Source organism: Bacillus sp. SRL337 (genome assembly GCF_984799155.1).
The window spans coordinates 2,378,266-2,397,920 of the sequence record NZ_OZ481793.1 but is presented as its reverse complement, the minus strand read 5'-3'; the positions used below and the strand labels follow the sequence as shown (position 1 = coordinate 2,397,920).

At 38.8% G+C, this 19,655-nt stretch carries 15 protein-coding genes, 1 pseudogene and 1 other annotated feature; of the genes and pseudogenes, 14 read left to right on the top strand and 2 right to left on the bottom strand.

Going from position 1 to position 19,655, the window contains the following annotated elements; translation table 11 throughout:
- The first annotated feature begins 25 nt into the window (after positions 1–25).
- From AC4E8A_RS12110 to AC4E8A_RS12060, 11 genes are all read left to right on the top strand, one after another.
- Positions 26–904, top strand: coding sequence for an SDR family oxidoreductase (locus AC4E8A_RS12110; protein WP_490193410.1), 879 nt, complete (start codon positions 26–28; stop codon positions 902–904).
- Positions 905–1,162: 258 nt separating this feature from the next.
- On the top strand, positions 1,163–1,615 hold the full coding sequence (locus tag AC4E8A_RS12105; RefSeq protein ID WP_490193409.1) for a DinB family protein: 453 nt from the start codon (positions 1,163–1,165) through the stop codon (positions 1,613–1,615).
- A 112-nt stretch (positions 1,616–1,727) separates the two neighbouring features.
- Complete coding sequence (locus tag AC4E8A_RS12100; protein ID WP_490193408.1) at positions 1,728–2,210, top strand: redoxin domain-containing protein; 483 nt, start codon at positions 1,728–1,730, stop codon at positions 2,208–2,210.
- A gap of 230 nt (positions 2,211–2,440) precedes the next feature.
- Positions 2,441–3,088: a CPBP family intramembrane glutamic endopeptidase gene (locus AC4E8A_RS12095; RefSeq protein ID WP_490193407.1), complete on the top strand. Its 648-nt coding sequence runs from the start codon at positions 2,441–2,443 to the stop codon at positions 3,086–3,088.
- A 172-nt stretch (positions 3,089–3,260) separates the two neighbouring features.
- Entirely contained in the window at positions 3,261–3,929 is a 669-nt protein-coding gene (locus AC4E8A_RS12090) for a Type 1 glutamine amidotransferase-like domain-containing protein (protein ID WP_490193406.1), read from the top strand.
- Positions 3,930–5,774: 1,845 nt separating this feature from the next.
- Positions 5,775–6,030 (top strand) — a binding site (T-box leader).
- Positions 6,031–6,606: 576 nt separating this feature from the next.
- Entirely contained in the window at positions 6,607–7,065 is a 459-nt protein-coding gene (locus tag AC4E8A_RS12085; protein ID WP_490193405.1) for a GNAT family N-acetyltransferase, read from the top strand.
- Between the two features lie 203 nt (positions 7,066–7,268).
- A complete protein-coding gene (locus AC4E8A_RS12080) occupies positions 7,269–7,526 on the top strand; it encodes a hypothetical protein (protein ID WP_490193404.1) in 258 nt (85 codons plus the stop codon).
- Positions 7,523–8,635: an aminopeptidase gene (locus AC4E8A_RS12075; RefSeq protein WP_490193403.1), complete on the top strand. Its 1,113-nt coding sequence runs from the start codon at positions 7,523–7,525 to the stop codon at positions 8,633–8,635. The genes AC4E8A_RS12080 and AC4E8A_RS12075 overlap by 4 nt, the downstream gene beginning before the upstream one ends.
- Positions 8,559–8,777, top strand: coding sequence for an aminopeptidase (locus tag AC4E8A_RS12070; RefSeq protein ID WP_490193402.1), 219 nt, complete (start codon positions 8,559–8,561; stop codon positions 8,775–8,777). Before AC4E8A_RS12075 ends, AC4E8A_RS12070 begins: the two co-directional genes overlap by 77 nt.
- Positions 8,778–9,801: 1,024 nt before the next feature.
- Positions 9,802–10,047 carry a hypothetical protein gene (locus AC4E8A_RS12065; protein WP_490193401.1) on the top strand — a complete coding sequence of 82 codons (246 nt, stop codon included), beginning with the start codon at positions 9,802–9,804 and terminating at the stop codon, positions 10,045–10,047.
- Between the two features lie 739 nt (positions 10,048–10,786).
- Positions 10,787–11,176 (top strand): glyoxalase superfamily protein, encoded by a 390-nt coding sequence (locus AC4E8A_RS12060; protein WP_490198855.1) that lies wholly within the window; start codon positions 10,787–10,789, stop codon positions 11,174–11,176.
- A gap of 37 nt (positions 11,177–11,213) precedes the next feature.
- Here AC4E8A_RS12060 and AC4E8A_RS12055 read toward each other — a convergent pair.
- Together AC4E8A_RS12055 and AC4E8A_RS12050 are read right to left on the bottom strand one after the other, a co-directional pair.
- Positions 11,214–11,593, bottom strand: a pseudogene (locus tag AC4E8A_RS12055) (hypothetical protein); the annotation flags it as partial.
- 12 nt (positions 11,594–11,605) lie between these two features.
- Positions 11,606–12,622, bottom strand: coding sequence for a DUF3231 family protein (locus AC4E8A_RS12050; RefSeq protein WP_490193400.1), 1,017 nt, complete (start codon positions 12,620–12,622; stop codon positions 11,606–11,608).
- A gap of 1,419 nt (positions 12,623–14,041) precedes the next feature.
- On the opposite strand from AC4E8A_RS12050, the gene istA reads away from it, so the two are divergent.
- From istA to AC4E8A_RS12035, 3 genes are all read left to right on the top strand, one after another.
- The gene (gene istA, locus AC4E8A_RS12045) at positions 14,042–15,589 is read left to right on the top strand and encodes an IS21 family transposase (RefSeq protein WP_490193399.1); all 1,548 of its coding nucleotides are present in this window, start codon (positions 14,042–14,044) and stop codon (positions 15,587–15,589) included.
- Positions 15,586–16,341, top strand: coding sequence for an IS21-like element helper ATPase IstB (gene istB, locus AC4E8A_RS12040; RefSeq protein ID WP_490198756.1), 756 nt, complete (start codon positions 15,586–15,588; stop codon positions 16,339–16,341). The genes istA and istB overlap by 4 nt, the downstream gene beginning before the upstream one ends.
- 617 nt (positions 16,342–16,958) lie before the next feature.
- Positions 16,959–18,740: a methyl-accepting chemotaxis protein gene (locus AC4E8A_RS12035; protein ID WP_490193398.1), complete on the top strand. Its 1,782-nt coding sequence runs from the start codon at positions 16,959–16,961 to the stop codon at positions 18,738–18,740.
- The last annotated feature ends 915 nt before the right edge of the window (positions 18,741–19,655 follow it).

Here is a 19,655-nt window from a genome sequence, read left to right as displayed (position 1 = left end):
CATAAAATGTTAGGAGGCGTCATGATTGAGTGAATTAGACAAACAGACATTATTATCAGACGGGGTTACTCCTCAAACACAATCCGAGCAGCCGGGAGTAGAAAAGGAAATGGATCCCGTTCCGGTATATGAATTAGAGAGCCATGTTGGTTCTGGGAAATTGAAAGGAAAAGTGGCTTTGATTACTGGCGGCGACAGCGGCATTGGTAAAGCTGTTGCGATTGGGTATGCCAAAGAAGGTGCAGCTATTGCCATCGCGTACCTGGACGAGCATGAAGATGCCGAAAATACGAAGAAACGGATCGAGCAGGAAGGGGTCAAATGTACACTGCATGCCGGGGATATTGCAGACGAAGATTTTTGCTTTAAAGTGGTAGAAGAAGTGATCGAGCAGCATGGAAAACTGAATATCCTGGTTAATAATGCAGCGCGTCAGGAAGTAAAGCAAAGTGTGCTGGATATCAGTTCGGATCAGTTGAAGCGCACGTTTGACGTTAACTTTTTCTCAATGGTGCATCTCACGAAAGCAGCAATCCCGCATTTATCTGAAGGTGACAGCGTAATCTATACGGCATCCATCAATGCCTATGTCGGGAATAAGGCGCTGATTGACTATACATCCACCAAAGGTGCGATTGTGTCATTTACCCGTTCGATTGCTCAAGAGCTTGCTCCGAAAGCAATCCGTGTTAACGGTGTGGCACCTGGACCAATCTGGACACCGCTCATTCCGGCCACAATGCCGAAGGAGAAACAGGAATCATTCGGGGTATCTACACCGCTTGGGCGTCCAGGTCAGCCGGCAGACTTGGTTGAGCCTTACATCCTGCTTGCTTCCGAAGGGTCAGCCTATATGACAGGGCAGTTCATTCATGTGAATGGCGGGGGCTATATGTCCTCGTAAGGTCAACTAAAAAAGCAGGTAAGCAAATTGAATTGCTTATCTGCTTATTTTTTTTGTTTTTTACTGGTTCGTTACTGCTTGAGAAAAGCCTTTGATGAAGGCAAAAGCTTGCTTATAAAAATGTCATCAGATAACCCTGGAGAGGACATCCGCCGCCAGCACCTCTTCAGGGGTTCCCTTTGAAAGACTGTAAAAATAAAGGGGTCAGCTGATTTCTGTTGAATAGTTACATAATGAGTGAAAAACAGGAGGATGATCATGGAAACAAAAGATGTTTTTTTAACGCAATTTGATACTTGTCTTGAGAATAGCTGGTTTGTATCACTGGTAAACGCTATTGCCGATCTTACAGAGGAACAGGCGAATTGGAAACCTACTGACAGCACGAACTCCATTTTTGAGATTGTCAATCACTTAATCTTTTATAATGAGCGTCACCTGAATCGTTTTAAGAATATACCTAATGAGCAGCGTGAGGAGAATACGTTTCAGAATGCAAAGGGCTTACAGTGGGTAGATGCAGTCGAAAGGATAACCAATAATACAGAAGAATGGAAAGAATGTGTTAGTCAAGCAACCGACAAAGAAGTGGATGACCATGCCCCTGCACTTGCTCATCTGACCGTTCATACTGCCTACCATACTGGACAAATTATCTTTATCAGAAAGGCACAAGGGAGTTGGAGTGCAGACGCTGGAGTAGAAGGGTAAATAGAGGCAGCGAGCGCATCTAAACGTTTCAGGCTCTGCCTAAAGGGAAGAGAGATTGAGAGGACAATCTTTGCATGTTGTTCAGAATTTTCAAGGATTGGAGGGAAATGCTATGGAACTTAAAATTGGTGACAAAGCCCCCGATTTTCATCTCTCATCTACCAGGAAAGAAAAGATTTCGCTATCGGACTACCAAGGGAAGAAAAACGTCCTTCTCGCTTTTTACCCATTGAATTTCACACCTGGCTGAATTACGGAATTATCCTCTTGGAAAGGGGATTATGAAGAATTCAAGAAAACAGATACAGAGATTCTGGCGATAGGTGTCGACCATATTTATTCGCACAATGTTTTTGAAGCAAGCCTCGGAACCCTGCCATATCCGTTGTTGTCAGATTGGCATAAAGAGACGGTGAAAACGTATGGTGTTTTTAATGAAAAAGACGAAGTGGCGGTCCGCTCCTGTTTTTTAGTCGATAAAAATGGGGAGATCGTCTATAAGGACATCGATTTCAATCCGACGGACCAAAAGGTTTATGAAGGCCTGCTCAATGAATGCGGAAAGTTGTCGGAGAAACAGAAACGGCTGCTGTAGCCATGGCGCCGAAATAAGGGCAATAACTGGAGAACCGTTCTAATGGTCTTTGGTTATTGTCTTTTTTTGTGAGAGGTTTTAATGAACATCAAGAAAAGACAACATTTAAAACTAATCGTCGGAATTTGATGATAAAATGGGAGTGAGTGAAATGTTGATGACTTCCCTGTAAGACTCCAGAATACCTTTAAAATCCATTCTTCAGGTAAAAATTTATGAAAAGATCCCCTATGCCAGTAAAACATTCAAAAACCGAATTGAAAAATATTCTAGTGAAATCTTTTCAATTCATCGTAATTTTTATTATCGCCTTTCTATTAGAAAATGTCGTCATCCCTCAGTTCCTTTTCATTGAAGATGGTTTGCCGGAGTTTACAGGCTTGCATAAAGTTCAAAACCGATTAGCAGTGATTTTCTTTTTACTGTTGCTGCTTTTCGTGTTCAGGAAAAAATACCAATCTATCTTCGCTGTTGATTTAGTGAAATCGAAAGAAAGCTATATATGGATTACCGCCACCCTATTCGCATTCTATATCATTATGCAAATGATCTCTGGATTTAATCATGTTGCTGAATTTCGACTATTTCCGTTAAGTTCCAGTGATTATATACAATTACTACTGATTGTTGTCTTATTGGTTCCTATACAAGAAGAATTTCTTTATAGAGGGCTATTATTATTAGTCCCTGATCGAAAATTCAAATCCATTATGCTGCTTGTGTCTTCCGTCCTATTTGGGCTCCTTCATGATCACCCATTTGAGTTTTTTTGGATGGGTTTAGGATTAGGTATATTGGCCTTGCGCTTTAATACGATTTGGATTCCAATCATTGCGCATGCTCTATGGAATTTTGTCGCTTCGTTTATTGATTTTTGAAGAAGGCAAAAGAAAAGCATAATCTTATGTTATTCCTTCGCCGATGAGAAACAAAAGGTAAATCGGTGAAGGAACGTTAAGTAAACGGAAGTAAGGGGTTCATATCACCAGGCTGCTGTCTTAGAGATTATAAAATTTTTACAATACCACACAATCATAGGGAGTTGAAGTGATGAAGTTACTGCTCACATCTGCAGGCATCAATAATAAAAGCATATACAACGCATTGATTGACATGCTGGACAAGCCAATTGCCGATTCCACCGCTTTGTGCATCCCAACTGCGATGTACGGACACCCCTGGGTCGGCCCCGGCGTCAAAGCCTGGGAGTTCACCAGCGGCAAATCCGAGAATCCGATGGTCGACCTGGGATGGAAGTCCGTCGGCGTGTTGGAGCTGACAGCGCTTCCAAGTATTGGTGAAGACCGATGGGTGCCGCTGGTCCGTGAGACAGACGTCCTGCTGGCAGCCGGAGGTGATGCCCTCTACCTGTACCACTGGATGAGGAAATCCGGGCTGGCAGACCTGTTGCCGTCTCTAAAGGCAGTCTATGTGGGAATGAGTGCAGGGAGCATGGTGATGGCACCTGCCATTGGTGAATTCTTCGTTGGCTGGCCATCACCGGACGGCAGGGATAACACGCTCGGATTGGTCGATTTTTCAATTTTCCCTCACCTGGATCACGAGATGCTGCCTCATAACACGCTGGCTGCCGCAGAGAAATGGGCATCCGATATACAGGGACCAGCATATGCAATTGATGATCAAACCGCCATCAAAGTGATCGATGGAGCGGTCGAGGTTATCTCCGAAGGAAATTGGAAACGGTTTTCGTCTTAAAGGAAAGAAATAACCAACTAGTGATTATATAGAGAGAAGGAGCGATAAATCTCAATGACTCTTAATGGAAGTTCAATGACTAGGGGCGCTGCTTTTATAACCATGTGATTAGCCCGAAAACACACGGTTATAAAAGGGAATCGTGGCTAAAACCATGTGAATAAGAGAGAATCCCCCTGATATAAAAGCAAATCGAAGTTAAAACCGTATGATTAGCCCGGAAACACCCGGTTATAAAAGGAAATTGAGGCTAAAACCATGTGAATAGCCCGGAAACACCCGGTTATAAAAGGGAATCGCGGCTAAAACCAGGTGAATAAGAGAGAATCCCCCTGATATAAAAGCAAATCGAAGTTAAAACCGTATGATTAGCCCGGAAACACCCGGTTATAAAAGGGAACGGGAGCTAAAACCATGTGAATAGCCCGGAAACACCCGGTTATAAAAGGGAATCGAAGTTAAAACCATGTGATTAGCCCGGAAACACACGGTTATAAAAGGGAATTGAGGCTAAAACCATGTGAATAGCCCGGAAACACCCGGTTATAAAAGGGAATCGTGGCTAAAACCATGTGAATAAGTGAGAAACGCCCTGGTATAAAAGCAAATCGAAGTTAAAACCGTATGATTAGCCCGGAAACACCCGGTTATAAAAGGGAATCGTGGCTAAAACCATGTGAATAAGAGAGAATCCCCCTGATATAAAAGCGAATCGAAGTTAAAACCGTATGATTAGGCCGGAAACACCCGGTTATAAAAGGGAACGGGAGCTAAAACCATGTGAATAAGAGAGAATCCCCCTGATATAAAAGCAAATCGAAGTTAAAACCGTATGATTAGCCCGGAAACACCCGGTTATAAAAGGGAATCGTGGCTAAAACCATGTGAATAAGTGAGAAACGCCCTGGTATAAAAGCAAATCGAAGTTAAAACCGTATGATTAGCCCGAAAACACCCGGTTATAAAAGGGAACGGGAGCTAAAACCATGTGAATAAGAGAGAATCCCCCTGATATAAAAGCAAATCGAAGTTAAAACCGTATGATTAGCCCGGAAACACCCGGTTATAAAAGGGAATCGTGGCTAAAACCATGTGAATAAGTGAGAAACGCCCTGGTATAAAAGCAAATCGAAGTTAAAACCGTATGATTAGCCCGAAAACACACGGTTATAAAAGGAAATCGCGGCTAAAACCATGTGAATAGCCCGGAAACACCCGGTTATAAAAGGGAATCGTGGCTAAAACCATGTGAATAAGTGAGAAACGCCCTGGTATAAAAGCAAATCGAAGTTAAAACCGTATGATTAGCCCGGAAACACCCGGTTATAAAAGGGAATCGTGGCTAAAACCATGTGAATAAGTGAGAAACGCCCTGATATAAAAGCGAATCGAAATTAAAACCATGTGAATAGCCCGGAAACCCCCGGTTATAAAAGGGAACGGGAGCTAAAACCATGTGAATAAGAGAGAATCCCCCTGATATAAAAGCGAATCGAAGTTAAAACCATGTGATTAGCCCGGAAACACCCGGTTATAAAAGGGAATCGTGGCTATAACCATGTGATTAGCCCGAAAACCCCCGGTTATAAAAGGGAACGGGAGCTAAAACCATGTGAATAAGAGAGAATCCCCCTGATATAAAAGCAAATCGAAGTTAAAACCGTATGATTAGCCCGGAAACACCCGGTTATAAACGTAAGCCGCGGCTGTAACCTTATTTATACTTGCATTAGTAGGAATTGCCACCTTATTGTTAAAAAAATTAGAAAAATGTATTTATCTTACAATAATGTCAACTAAATTATTTACAAAATTGATTGAATAGTGGATAATGTTAAATAATATTAACGTGCGATGAAGAGAAGAGTAGGTAAGCTAATCATTCTCAGAGAGCTCCGGTTGGTGAAAAGGAGTAATGATTTATTTACTGAAGCAAGCCTCGGAGCATCACATTGGAACTATACTAAGGGATAGTGTGACGGGTACTCCCGTTATAGAGGAAGGGTATAAGCAAAGGATATATTTGCCGTACCCAATAAGGTTAATATGGTGACATATTAATAAAATGGGGTGGCACCGCGATAATAACCTCGTCCCCAAGACAGATGTCTTGGGGACGAGATTTTTTTATTTGTTTTTTAAGAACGCTGTTTTCGCATTAATTGCTGCTATCGGAAAAATCCCGCAAGCTGGGTTGTTCCTCTGTATACCATGGATTTCCCCTTGGAAAAAGGGAGAGCAGCTCTTTTCTTTCCTGCTTACAGGGGGAGGATCCGCTGAATGACCAAATCGTATGTGGCATTCATTGACTAGCAACAAAGTTTACCAAGAGAGCCTTTAAGAAAAGGATTGAAAATGGGTGTAAGGAGTGAAGTGGATGAACTTAAAACACTTGCTAGACCCATGGAAATAACCATCCATCATTTTACTGGGTATAGCAGTGTCAAATTTTTGGTACATAGGTCTGCTTAATGGCTCTTAGTTGTTTAGCTCAGTTCGTGTCGTTGTGTCATTAGAATTCTTTGCAAACGTAGTTTATAGTCATCAAATAGTTGTGTCACTAAGATTTAGCTAGTGATGTTCTGGAGTTTTTCTGTTTTGCACCTCTGAAGGAACCCGTTATGGTATTTGAGTATTCGGAGGTATAGTAGTAAATCTTATCTAGAGGAGAATGTTTATGGCTGAAATATCCATTCAGGAATTAACTGTGAAAAATTTGTATCAGTGCCTAAACTTAAAGTTAGCGGAGGATCAAGTTGATCATATCGCTCCCAATGTTTACTCTATTGCAGAGTCTAAGGTGAATTTCAATTTTACACCGTATGCCATCCATTTGGATGATGAAGTTATAGGTTTTGTGATGACGGAATATGATCCGGACGAGATGGAAGAGAGGAAGCATTGGATTCCCAGGTTTATGATAGATGTTTCTTACCAAAGAAAAGGATACGGGAAAGAGGCAATGCTGCAAGTCATAAATATGCTGAAAGAGAATGCTGATTGTCATTATATTGGTCTATCAACAGAACCAGATAATTATTCGGCCCTTCGATTCTATGAGTCACTTGGATTTTTCAACACAGGCGAGTTGTTAGAAGAAAGAGAAACGATTTTACTTTTAAACGTTGGGCGGTAACCATTGATACATGCCTTATCGAAAAAATACGCGTTATTTATCTTGGATGAAGTGTCCAATATCCTTCTTCTGCGAAACTTCTTCTATCTATTGAGGCGTCTGCTGAAGTGGCAGCGCCTTTTGTTCAAGTATAGGGAGGTTAATGGAATCATTCGAAACTAACATATATTGGTATTCGACTAATTATTCAAGTGTCAATAAAGGTGCTATGGACTATTGGAAAGTTTCAGGAATTGCCTGAAGTTGTAATAGAAGAAAAGGTTAAAACACTTTTAGAAACAAATGTATTGGCAGCATACCTTACTATTGATGCACAAAGTGATCATAATGAATGGAACGAAGACGAGCACAGTGAAAAGTCAGGTACCTTTCACCAACACTCCATGGGGAAGGTCAGTTTAAGCAGGTCAGGGTTCTGTAGTAAAATTAGACAAGAACATCACAGGGGAGATAGTAAATGAGTAACGGAATATATGAATTTATAAGTGAAGCACAGTTAAAAAAGTATGCAGAACTTGCTGTCCGAGCTGGTGTAAATCTGCAAAAGAATCAATTGTTGATTATTCATAGTGATATACAAAATGCTGCGTTTGCACGTTTAATCCAAACGGCAGCCTACGAGGCAGGAGCTTCAAATGTATTTATAGATTGGTCAGATGAACAATCTACCAAAGAATTTTACTTACATGCAGCAGATCGTGTCATCGATGACTTTCCTGATTGGCAGGCTGCCCGTTTCAAGGAGTGGGACAAGGCAGGTGCTGCTTACATCCATATTATTTCTGAAAACGTAGATGTTTTTACGGATGTTTCTACAGACAGGATAAGCCGTTTCCAGAAAGCTTCTCGTACCAAATTGAGTGAGTATCATGCGAAAATTAAATCCCACAAGGTACGTTGGTGTCTTCTAACTGTCCCGTACGCTGCCTGGGCAACTAAGGTATTTCCAAACCAAAGTAAAGAAGAAGCCATACAATCATTATGGAAATTGATTTTAAAAGGATCTCGGGCAGATGGGGAAAATCCTATAAAAGATTGGGAAAGCCACAATAAAGCTTTCGAATCCCGGAAAAAAATTCTAAACGAGAGCCAGTTCGAATCCCTGCATTTCTCAAATAGCCGTGGTACTGATTTATCAGTTGGTCTACCCAAAGATCATCTCTATATCGGTGGGGGTGTGGTAGATGAACATGGACTGCCTTTCTTTCCGAACATTCCTACGGAAGAAATATTCACGGCCCCACATAAAAACAAGGTGAATGGCAAATTGGCAGGTACTAAACCGCTTATCTATGGGGGAAGTGTCATTGATGATTTTTATCTGATTTTTAAAGATGGACGGATTACCGACTATTATGCCGAAATGGGACAAGAAGTGTTGCAAAACCTCATCGAAACAGACGAAGGTTCACATTATCTAGGTGAAATTGCCTTGGTCTCTAATCAATCTCCCCTTGCTCAGGCAGATACTCTTTTTTACAATACCTTGTTTGATGAAAATACAGCCTGTCATATTGGAATCGGAAATGCATCCCCCCTCCAATCTTCAAAATGGCATGGACCAAACTGAGGAAGAGCTGAAGGCAGCGGGTGTGAATACTTCACTTTTGTTGGTCAATGTGACCTTTGGTAGCGAAGATATGAAAGTAGTGGGCATTAATGAAAGTGGAACGGAAGTCTTGATAATGGAGAATGGGGATTTCCAATTATAAATCGTTTCCAACTTAACGAATTTTCGGTGGATTATCGTTAGTGCTGGTTATAGTGAAAACAGCATTTATGCAAAAAATAAAGATGAGGGGGTATGTTTATTAAAAAAAGTACATAAAGGAACGGAGGCTTTAGGTGCTTAGAAAGAGTATCACTAAATCTATAATGTTCTTCGTACTATTGACTATATGGCAACTAATCTTTAACAAACAGGTTAGATGGGTTGATAATATTGGAATGACATTATTCTTTTTCTTATTTGATTTATTTTTTCATTGGTCTGAAATACCATACAAATGGAAGAGGAAAAGTGGTGAATAACACCCCATCCAAGATATAGATTGAAAGATATGCATATGAATAGTCGAACAATCGTCCGTTGTTTATGCAAGTAAAGGGAGCAAGAATGGAAGCTCAGCCCACTGTTCCAAGAATAGTGGCGCCTGTAAATATTGGGCAGAATAGGTAATCATGTGAGAGTTGATTGAAATGAAACCATTCTCTTGGTTAAGCTGCTGGTCATTACTTTTAGGTTTATTTCCGATGCATTTTCCTTTCGTTCTTTTCTTGTACGGTGTCTATCATTCTATCTCTGCATTTTTGATTTATGGCTATCTTTAAAGATACAGAAAAAAAGTACTAGCTACTATAGATGTTTATCTCACTTGGCAGTGGGGCTTTTTAATTGGCGGTGCTACAATTGCAGCAGGTTCATGTCTTTATCATCAAGTAAGTGGATATCTTAGTAAAAAGCTGCCGAAAAAGCTTCTGATACTATTCCAAACAGTTTAAAGAAATCAAAAATGAAAGTTGACTTAGCAAAGGTTAAACACAAAATTTTGAAAACTCCAGCCACTAAGACTAACGATACTTTTACCAATGGAAAAATGGACAATTACAAAAGATAATTCTGGTCATTTAGGGAATAATGGCAATAAAAAAGCTTGGAAAATAGGAAATCCTACTAGACAAGCAAGTCTTGAACGGTATGGGAATGTGATTAGTAAGTAAAAAAGGAGGATTATTTTGAAAAAGGTTGAATTTTGTGAGTGGTCTATAGCACTAGATGATAACTTATTTGCAGTAGTAGATAATTCAATAAATAAAATGGTTATTATGGAGGGTACAATCGAATTAAGTGCTGTATTATGGGTTGACGAAAAAGGCCTGCTCCAAATTAAACCTACATGGGACTGTGTAATTACAATAGATGATAAAAACAAAAACATAACAATCCGTCACTCTGATTTTTTAAGAAGCGACCAAAGTTAAGTTGAAAATCTCCTTTCTGTTAATCCACACATTTATTCAGAATTCTTCTAGTATTGTCTTAGAGCAAAAAAGGAGATAAACAACCTTTCTGGTATTGACAGGCCTATGATAGCAAAGAAGACTCGTCAGTTGATTAGTCTTTTTTCAGTTTTAAGGGGATTTAGAGTTTGTAACCCCTTGTCATTTTGAGAACTCCTTAATCTGGATCAAGCATCTGATGGAACAAATGTGTCTTTGAAATATTGTCTCGATGTTTATAAGAAAAGATGCGATGTTTTGAATAAAGTCGCGACGTTTATAAAAATGTTGCGTTGCTCTATCGCTTTGGAAAATCTAATAAGGTTTTCCGTTCAGAGAGAGAAACTAGCAAATAGCCTTATCAATAGCGGTCTAATTCGTATATGAATTAGACCTGCTTTATTTGTTATTATAACAAAGTTCTCATTCGAATTTGATGTGAATTAGCACATCAAATATCACCTTAACTAACAAGGGTACAATATTTTTGTACGGCTAAAAAATGAGATACTAATTAGGGTTTTAAATGACTTGTCAATTCACATCCTGTTCTTGCAGATATGAGCCTTTAGTGAAATTTGTGTAATACAATTGTAAATAATGGATATTCCACTAGATGGCAGTGGTTAATCGAAGAAGGAATTTGCTAATAAGATGTCTAATATCTAATTAGAATATTTGTTTACCTTTACGAGATTTAATTATGGAATCTCTAATACAAATGTGTACAGGAGTGCTGTTTTTAATGATTACACCCATCTTTCGAATTTTTGATATGGAGAAAACTATCTCATTTTACATTAAATACTTAGGCTTTAAAATTGATTGGAAACATCAATATAAAGAAAATATGCCTTTGTATATTCAAGTTTCTTTAAATGATGCAGTTTTACATCTATCCGAACATCATGGCGACTCTTCTCCAGGTGGTGCAATTCGAATAAAAATAAATGATTTGAAAAATTTTCATTCTTCTTTATCCAAAAAGGAATATCCCTACTCTAATCCAGCTATAGAAAAAACACCTTGGGATACTATTGAATTTACAGTTGTTGACCCTTTCTTAAATAAAATCACATTTTATGAAGAATTAGTAGCCAATCTTTTATGAGGTATGTGAAATTATGTACTTAAAGTGACGGGGACAAGCCTATAAATTTACCGAAAATTTTAATATCGGTGGAATAAATTAAACCAAGCGTGACAAAATATGCTGCTAAAACAAAAGGCAGAAATATAAAGGGGGATTTTTCTTCTCCCCCATTTGCATCCTATACAGCATCCCACATCGAAAAAAAAATACAAACAGGGATAAAACATTAACCATTGCAAATCGATTTGTTCAATAGAAGTATCAATATTGCCGTGAAAGCTAGAAATGATCGCTTCATTAAAATGAGATTGTATTGTATTTACAATAAACTCAATGAAGATGAAGAGTATCTTTTACATACTTCTGATTTAATAGTTGTCCAAAACCAGGAAAAGCAATGGACCATGATGATTTCTCAATCGCATTTTTATCCATTCCTGATCCCTCCTATTTTCTTTTGGTTTTTGCTATTTCAGCTTCATCAATTGAGGCAGGGGGTTTTTCCATCCAACCGTGTTCAATCATTATGGTCGCTCCGTCTTCAGCATATTGAACGGCTTCCAGGATCAGGCGTATAAACTTAGAACCTAAATCTCGTCTGGCAACCGTACCAATGGCAGTTCCATAATAGCCAAGAGACATACCGGTGAGCATTGTTACTTGAAACATCATTAACTTATCTGAAAAAGGTGAAGTTGTAGATTTAAGAACATCTGAATCATAGGTGGGCGATTCAGAAATATTTTCTTCAGCAAGAATATGTGCAAGAACCTCCACAACTTTACTAGCAACATTTGCTCCTTTAACCATATAATTTTGAACCTCTTTTAATCCCGCAACTTGAGCAAAGCCTAAGAGTAATGTTTTACCAACACCATTTCTTTGCATATTTTCATAAAAGTGCATAATTTCTATAGAGTTGATTGGGCGACGTTCTCCAAACCAACCTGTTAGATATCCTTTCTTCTCAATAAATTCAACTTTTTCTGGAATTGGTATATAAGCAGCTCTACTGTACAATCCTTTTTCCAATGAGACGTTCAAGGATTTATCATATAATTCCTTTGTAAGGTCAATGGCCCTTGAAAAAAGTTTTGAAACATCGGAGCGTGTACTCCCAGCTAAAGCAGCACCATATGCAGTCAATCCGTGTCTTGCCATATTATGGACAAAAACTAAACAAAAGGTGTCAGAATATAATGCAGGTGCATTAATGTTAACATCTTCATTCTCATTAAAAGCAACGGGAATGGGATGATTGTCTTTTACATAGATTTCTGTAATATTCTGTAACACCTTTTCTGTTATGGAAATGGCCAAATCTATTACTGTTCTTATTTCCTCATCTTGAGTCTTTTCTTTAAAATATATCAATTCACACTTTGACATACTATTATTCATATAACCAGTCCAAAGCTGAGCAATCTCAGCAGAAGTAAGACGAATATTATGTTCGGTATTCATAAAAAAATTACCTCCAGGATTCATTTATTTATAAAATGCCCTTTTTAAGGTTAATAATGTATTTTTTAACTGATTATAATTGTGTATTATAGTTTTTGCCCTATTTTAACAAATGGTTCGGAGGAAAATCGCTTATAACAAAAAGGTTGCAATCAAAGTTAGTGGTTTGCTGAACAAGCAGCGGCACTTTGTTCAAGTATAGAGGCAACTTTGTTTAAAAATTAAGTTATCATACTTAATAAAGAGCAGCCACAAAATGCGTATATAAAAAAACAATCCTCTTACTGAGAAGAGGATTGTGGAAGGCTAAGTTTTATTGAATGTTCAATAGCTGAGATAGTCGATTCAATGTCTTTGTGTGTTTCTAAGGTCTGATTTATTAAATAAGTAACTTCAAAACCGTTATTTAGATAGCATACTGAACATACATCTATTTTATGATCATTGGTAAACGTTAAGGAGATTTTACTTTCTTTATAATCAGTTAAGGATTTCAACATTGCTTCTATATGGGTTGAGGACATATATATTTTCTCCCTTCTAGAGGGAGGTTGACTAAGAAAAGTCTCTAAGGTCCCATAAAATCTATGTTTTAACTACAATAACATAGATTTCGGATAAAGTATGTGGAAATAAAAAGTATTATCTAGTTCCAATTTGTATTAATTGTTTTTGTTACTATACAATTCGAAGGTTGATTACCGCCTTATTCTACTACAAAAGGGTGAAATAACTGAAAATCAGCTGATTAATCCGGCTACTGCCTTATTCAATTAATGGGGCAGGTTAACAGAACAAGGGAGTTGGGATACATGCGATTACAATATTATTGTTATTTCTCATTCCCATCAATGAGATTGTATTAAACATAGATTTCAAGACTAACAAATCAGATAGATTTGAAATAGTTTCAAAAATACAAGCAGGAACCTTTATACCGAACGTTTCTCACAATCCATCGCTCATCCACTTGCCAAACGAGTATGAACACTTATCAATTGGAGGTGGAGACATAGTAATTGAAAAGCAAGGTGAGGAATATTCAGTGTTATTTTTCTTCGAGGAGTGTTAGATAGTTTTTCTGATTTCGTTTATTCCCCGAATGATAAAACTCCACCGTCACATTCATTTGGTGGGGATTTTAATTAAAAATTGGTACTTCGTTGCTTCTTCTTAAAGTAAAGGGGGCAAAAGCTGAAGATTGGGCAGCTAATCTTCAGCTTTTTTTGTTCGTTATTAGCCAGGTTGATTATTGCAGTTGAAATGAGCCACTTATGCGGAGTTTTGAGCCAGTCATTGCGGAGAAAAGAGCCACCCTTTGCGGAATGCGTTGCCACTATAAATAGAATAGAGAAAGGCCTCCTGTATAATTATCTTGCATGCCAGCAAGCATGACATTATTATACAGGAGGCTTTTTTATGGTTAATTACCGTAAGATTTTGGCACTTCACTTTGAAGAAGTCAGTCAAAGAACGATTAGTTCAAGCACTGGGCATTCAAGGAATACAGTTTCAGATGTCGTTCAACGTGCCAAAGAACTGGGTGTAGAAAGCTTGAATGACACCATGACCAATCCATGGCTAGAAGCGTTTCTCTTCCCAGAGAAACAGGCTGTTGAGAAAGGGTACTTTCCAATTGATTGGGAAAGAGTGCATAAGGAACTACAAAAGAAGAATGTAACCCTGTCCCTACTGCATCACGAGTACTCGACAGAGGCACGTGAAGGTGGAAAGATCCCCTATGCCTATCGTACTTTTTGTGAGAACTATGGGAAATATGCGAAAAAGTATAAATTGACAATGCCTATTCGAAGAAAACCAGGTGAAGTCATGGAAGTAGATTGGGCTGGAACTACACTGAAGATTAATGATCGTTCAACAGGAGAAACGCTTCCGGCGTATGTTTTTATTGCGACCTTACCTTATAGTCAGTTCAGTTATGTTGAAGCCTTTTTAGATATGAAATCAGCTAATTGGCTTATCGCTCATATTCATGCATTGGAGTATTTTGATGGAGTTCCTGAAACAATGGTTCCCGATAATTTGAAAACAGGGGTTACGAAAGCACATCGTGAAGAGCCTCTTCTAAATGAAGCCTATCGTGAAATGGCAGATTACTACCGTACTGTCATTGTTCCAAGCCGTGTTCGACGGCCAAAAGATAAAGCAAGTGTCGAAGGCACTGTTGGATATATTTCCAGGCAGATTATCGCTCCACTAAGAAACTATCAGTGTTTTCATCTTCAAGATTTAAACCAGAAAATCTTTGAAAAGTTAGAAGAAATCAACGCCACTGAATTTCAAAAGCGACCAGGTTCGCGTAAAAAGGTGTTTGAGGAAGAAGAGAAATCCTACCTTCAACAGCTTCCTCAAACAAGGTATAAACTTGCGGAATGGAAAACAGCAAAAGTTCAACTGAACTACCACATCCAAGTTGATCGAATGTATTATTCCGTTCCATATGATTATGTCCGAGAGAATGTCGATGTTCGACTGACCACGGATTTAATTGAAGTTTACTTCAAAGAAGTCCGGATTGCATCCCATAAACGACAACATGGTGAAATTGGCCAGTTAGAGACCAATCCAGACCATATGCCTGACAATCACCGATTATATTTAGATCATAATCCAGAAAATAACCGGAAGTGGGCAGAAACAATTGGTCCATCTATGACTCAATTTGTCTCTCATATCTTAGAAATGAATGTAGAGAAAAAAGCATTAAATAGCCTTAGCACACTGAGGAATATAGCTAAGAAATACCCAAATGAAGAAATAGAGAAAGCAACAGAAACCTTACTTGAAATTTCAACAAACCCAACGGTTTCTGTCTTTAAAAGTGTAGTAGAAAGAAATAAGAAGAAAAAACAAACTAAAAAAACGGATATTAACAGACCTCGCACTACATCTGACGACTATGGATTTGTCCGTGGAGCTAAATACTTTGGGAGGGATACAAAATAATGAACCAAGAAACTTTACGTAAACTAGTAGAAATGAAAATGGGTGCGATGGCGGAATTATATCAACAGCAAAAGCAGAATAATGATTATAGGGACATGGATTTTGATGATAGATTCAATCTCCTGGTAGATTATGAATATGATAGACGTAAATCGAATCGACTTGAACGACTAATTAAACAGGCGACACTCAGCGAACCAACCGCAGCCATAGAAGATATCGAATATCATCCGGGTCGTAATCTAGACAAGAATCAAATACTAGAGTTAGCAACAGGAAATTACATTCAAAATCACCATAACATCATTTTAATGGGTGCATCCGGGAACGGAAAAACGTGGATATCTAATGCCTTTGGGGTACATGCCTGTCGCCAATTTTATAAAGTGAAATATATAAGGTTACCGGAATTACTGGATGAATTAGCTGTAGCAAAGTATGAAGCAGATGGCAGCTTCCGTAAGTTAATTCAGAAGTACAAAAAGATTGATTTATTAATCCTGGATGAGTGGCTACTAACAGAGCTCTCAGAGGAGAATGTACTACATGTGTTGGAGATTATTGAAGCAAGGCTCAAAAGAGCCTCTACTATTTTCTGTTCCCAGTTTTCACCGGAGGGATGGCATTCAAAACTAGGACAGGCACAAATAGCAGATGCGATTCTTGACAGAATCGTCCATGATTCATATAAGATTCTAGTTGATGGTGAAGTTTCGATGAGGGAACGCCATGGATTGCGGGTATTTAAATGATTCCGCCAGCAGTTGAAAACCGTATAGCTAGATATTTTCTGCATATGTATTTACCTGATAAGGTACAGCAGGCTGTAGAGGAAAAACTATTACCCTCCTGCATTTGATAGATCAGGATGAATTAGTTCGTTGGGCTATTGAGATTATTGATCAGGAATTGAGAGATAAGAGATTCAAATAATAATATAAACAACCATTGGAGCCAGTGAAGTTCCAGTGGTTGTTTATATTATTAGCTACATTAATACGAGTGGCTCTCACCATCGCACTTAATGGCTCAGTTGCCCGCAAATAGTGGCTCAAATCTCCGCACTGATGGCTCAATCTGTCCGCAATACTCACAGGTTGAAGAATGAGCTAGTGTGGTTACAGGTCAGGCTGTTTATGTGACGGTGGATATTCAGTTTAATAAATGAAAATTATTAAACTGAATGAGGTGCAGTGTGATTTTTTGCACGGTGTTATCGCTTTATTGTTGTAGAGAGAACCTTTGGACTAGCTTCCGGAAGTTGAACTCGAAGAATGAAATAAATTTGGATAAAGCTTATAGAAAGCATTTTTGCAGCCGATATATACAATGAACTTTATAATAAAAAATTTCACTAAGGAGCAACACTATGAATTTCAACAAGATCTCCACAAAGTTATTATTCGGTATCACGATTTTAGTCCTTGTCGCCACCACCACTATTGGATTATTAAGCTATAACTTTGCTAAGAACGAACTCATTAAAAGTGGGAAACTGGATTTGCAGCACATTGTAAACAATTCAATCTCAACCATGGACCTTATAAACCAACAGGTCGAAGCAGGAAACATGACACTGAGAGAAGCTCAGGAAGAAGCAAGGGTGTTACTAGTTGGCCCTTCTGAAAACAAAGATGGCAAAACAATTCATGACTTCTCGCAATCTTCTTTCCTGTATAAAAATGAAGGGTATTTGATGGCCTATGATTCTAACTACATAGCACAGCTTCACCCGAGCATCCAGATTGGGGAAAGTAAAAAAGACGTAAAGAATTCCAGTGGCCAATATGTTGTTCAGGATATCGTTAAGGCAGCAAAAGAAGAAAAGGTTGAAAACCGTTTTTATGAGTATGCCTGGCAAAATGCTGGAGAGACAACTGAAAGAAACAAAATTGTCTATATGTCCTACTATGAACCTTGGGATTGGAATATTGGTGTCGGCGCATATGAACAGGAATTCTATGATTCTTTACATTCGTTAATGTATTTAATTCTTGGAGTGGCAGTCATCGTTACTATCTCTGGTTTGCTGCTGTTTTACCTTGTAAGCAGAAGTAAAATGAAACAGATGGGGCAAATCACAAAATCATCTCTTTTGATAGCTGAGGGTAATTTGAACGTTCCGGCACTTCCTGAATCAGAAGATGAAATTGGTCAAATGGGTAAAGCTTTCAATAAGATGGCGGGTCAGTTGAGAAGTATATTGACTAACATACAAAATACAAGCACGGAGGTATCCCGATCAGCAGTGGAGCTTTCAGCTTTGACAGAGGAAACCAGTGCTACCAGTGAAGAAATGGGCCGTGCAATGAATGAGATTACACAGGGGTCAGTTGCCCAAGCATCAGATATTGAGTCCACGAACCAGAAGTCAGAAGGTCTTACTAATGCTATAGAAAAAATGAACATCCAGAATCGAACGATCCATTCTTTGACAGGACAGTCTACAGAGGCAATTAAAATGGGAAAAGAAAAGGTTCTATTCCTACAGGAATCAAATGAAGCGACAGGGAAAGCATCTGAAAAAATAAGTTTGGGGATTACCAACCTTTACAATAGTATTAAAGATATTTCCAATATCGTGACTACTATTGATGCCATTTCCCAACAAACGAATCTTCTGGCATTGAATGCTAGTATTGAAGCTGCAAGGGCGGGAGAGTCGGGGAAAGGATTTGCAGTAGTTGCTGAAGAAGTCCGGAAGCTTGCAGAAGGTACGAACAATGCTACAGCAGAAATTCAAAAAATGATTAATACAATTGAAAACGAAACAGAAACAACGGTCATGGCCATGGCTGAATCGAATGAGATTACATTAAAATTGAATGGAGCAGTAACGGATACAGAAAGCCAATTTAATCTAATATCGGAATCTATGTCGCAGATAATGGAAGCTGTTCAAAAGCTCGGCACTGAGATCTCCACAGTGACTACTCAAAGCGAAGGCATTCTTGCTTCAATTCAGAGTGTTTCAGCCGTTGCCGAACAAACTGCAGCCTCTTCTGAAGAGGTCTTGGCATCTGTAGAAGAGCAGGTGGGAGTGATTGGAACCATCGCTTACTCAGCAGAAAATCTCAATGAATTAAGTGATACCCTGCAAGAAATCATTAAACAGTTTACAGTGAAAGTGAAGGAATCAACAAATAATTAACTATTTTTTATATAAGGTATATTGGGACAGCCCCTGTACTGCGCAAACAATATGCGCTAAGAGGAGCTGTCCCTCTTAGCATTAAATTGATAAAGCTACCGGAAAAATACCCAAGATATGAGATTGAAATACGCACCTGTAATATAAAATCCTGAAACAACAGGCAGAACAGCTGAGCAAGAAACATAGAGAGGAATTGCCAACTTATAAGCAGGCAGAGAAATGAAGTTTAACGACTATACACTAAAATTGGCAGGCGTTCTTGCCTTGGTTGCTATAGCAATAGCTACTGGGTATTCGGCACTCTGGTTAGCCAATAGTGCGGATTTATGAGTTGTAATAGCTAACAAATAAACTATTTCATGATCAGACAAATCTGCAGCCGTACTGAAATTCGACTGGTTATAGACTATAGCCTTCTTCAATTATTGGGCAGGCGCGACAAGTTCTGATACAAGTGTGATTTGCACGAAAGTCAGGAGAATACTATTTAAATTCTTAACTTTTCAACAGAAGGTGGGAATGACAGAACCACGTTTCTGGAAACCATCTCGTCAAGACTTCTGCATGCGTTAAGACTGACAGGTTTTAGGGTATGGAGCCAGATAGAATCGGCAGAACAAAGGCTAAAGCCAATCTTTGGTTAGATGAGGTATGCCGATGGATATGCCGCACGGCTGAAAAACTGGATATGGTGAGAATTGTTCATCGAGGGATGAACTGACGAACTTCCGAAGGTAAGGGTCTAGAGATAAAGCATAAGGAAACTTATGTCCCATCTTACGATGGGGTGAGTGGTGTAGAGTAAAATTCTGCCCTCTGAAATACGCTATACCGGACCACGGCGGTATCAAGCTCACAGGCTTAAAGGAAGCACCTGTTTCTAGTATGTATAGCTATGTTGAAAGGTACTTG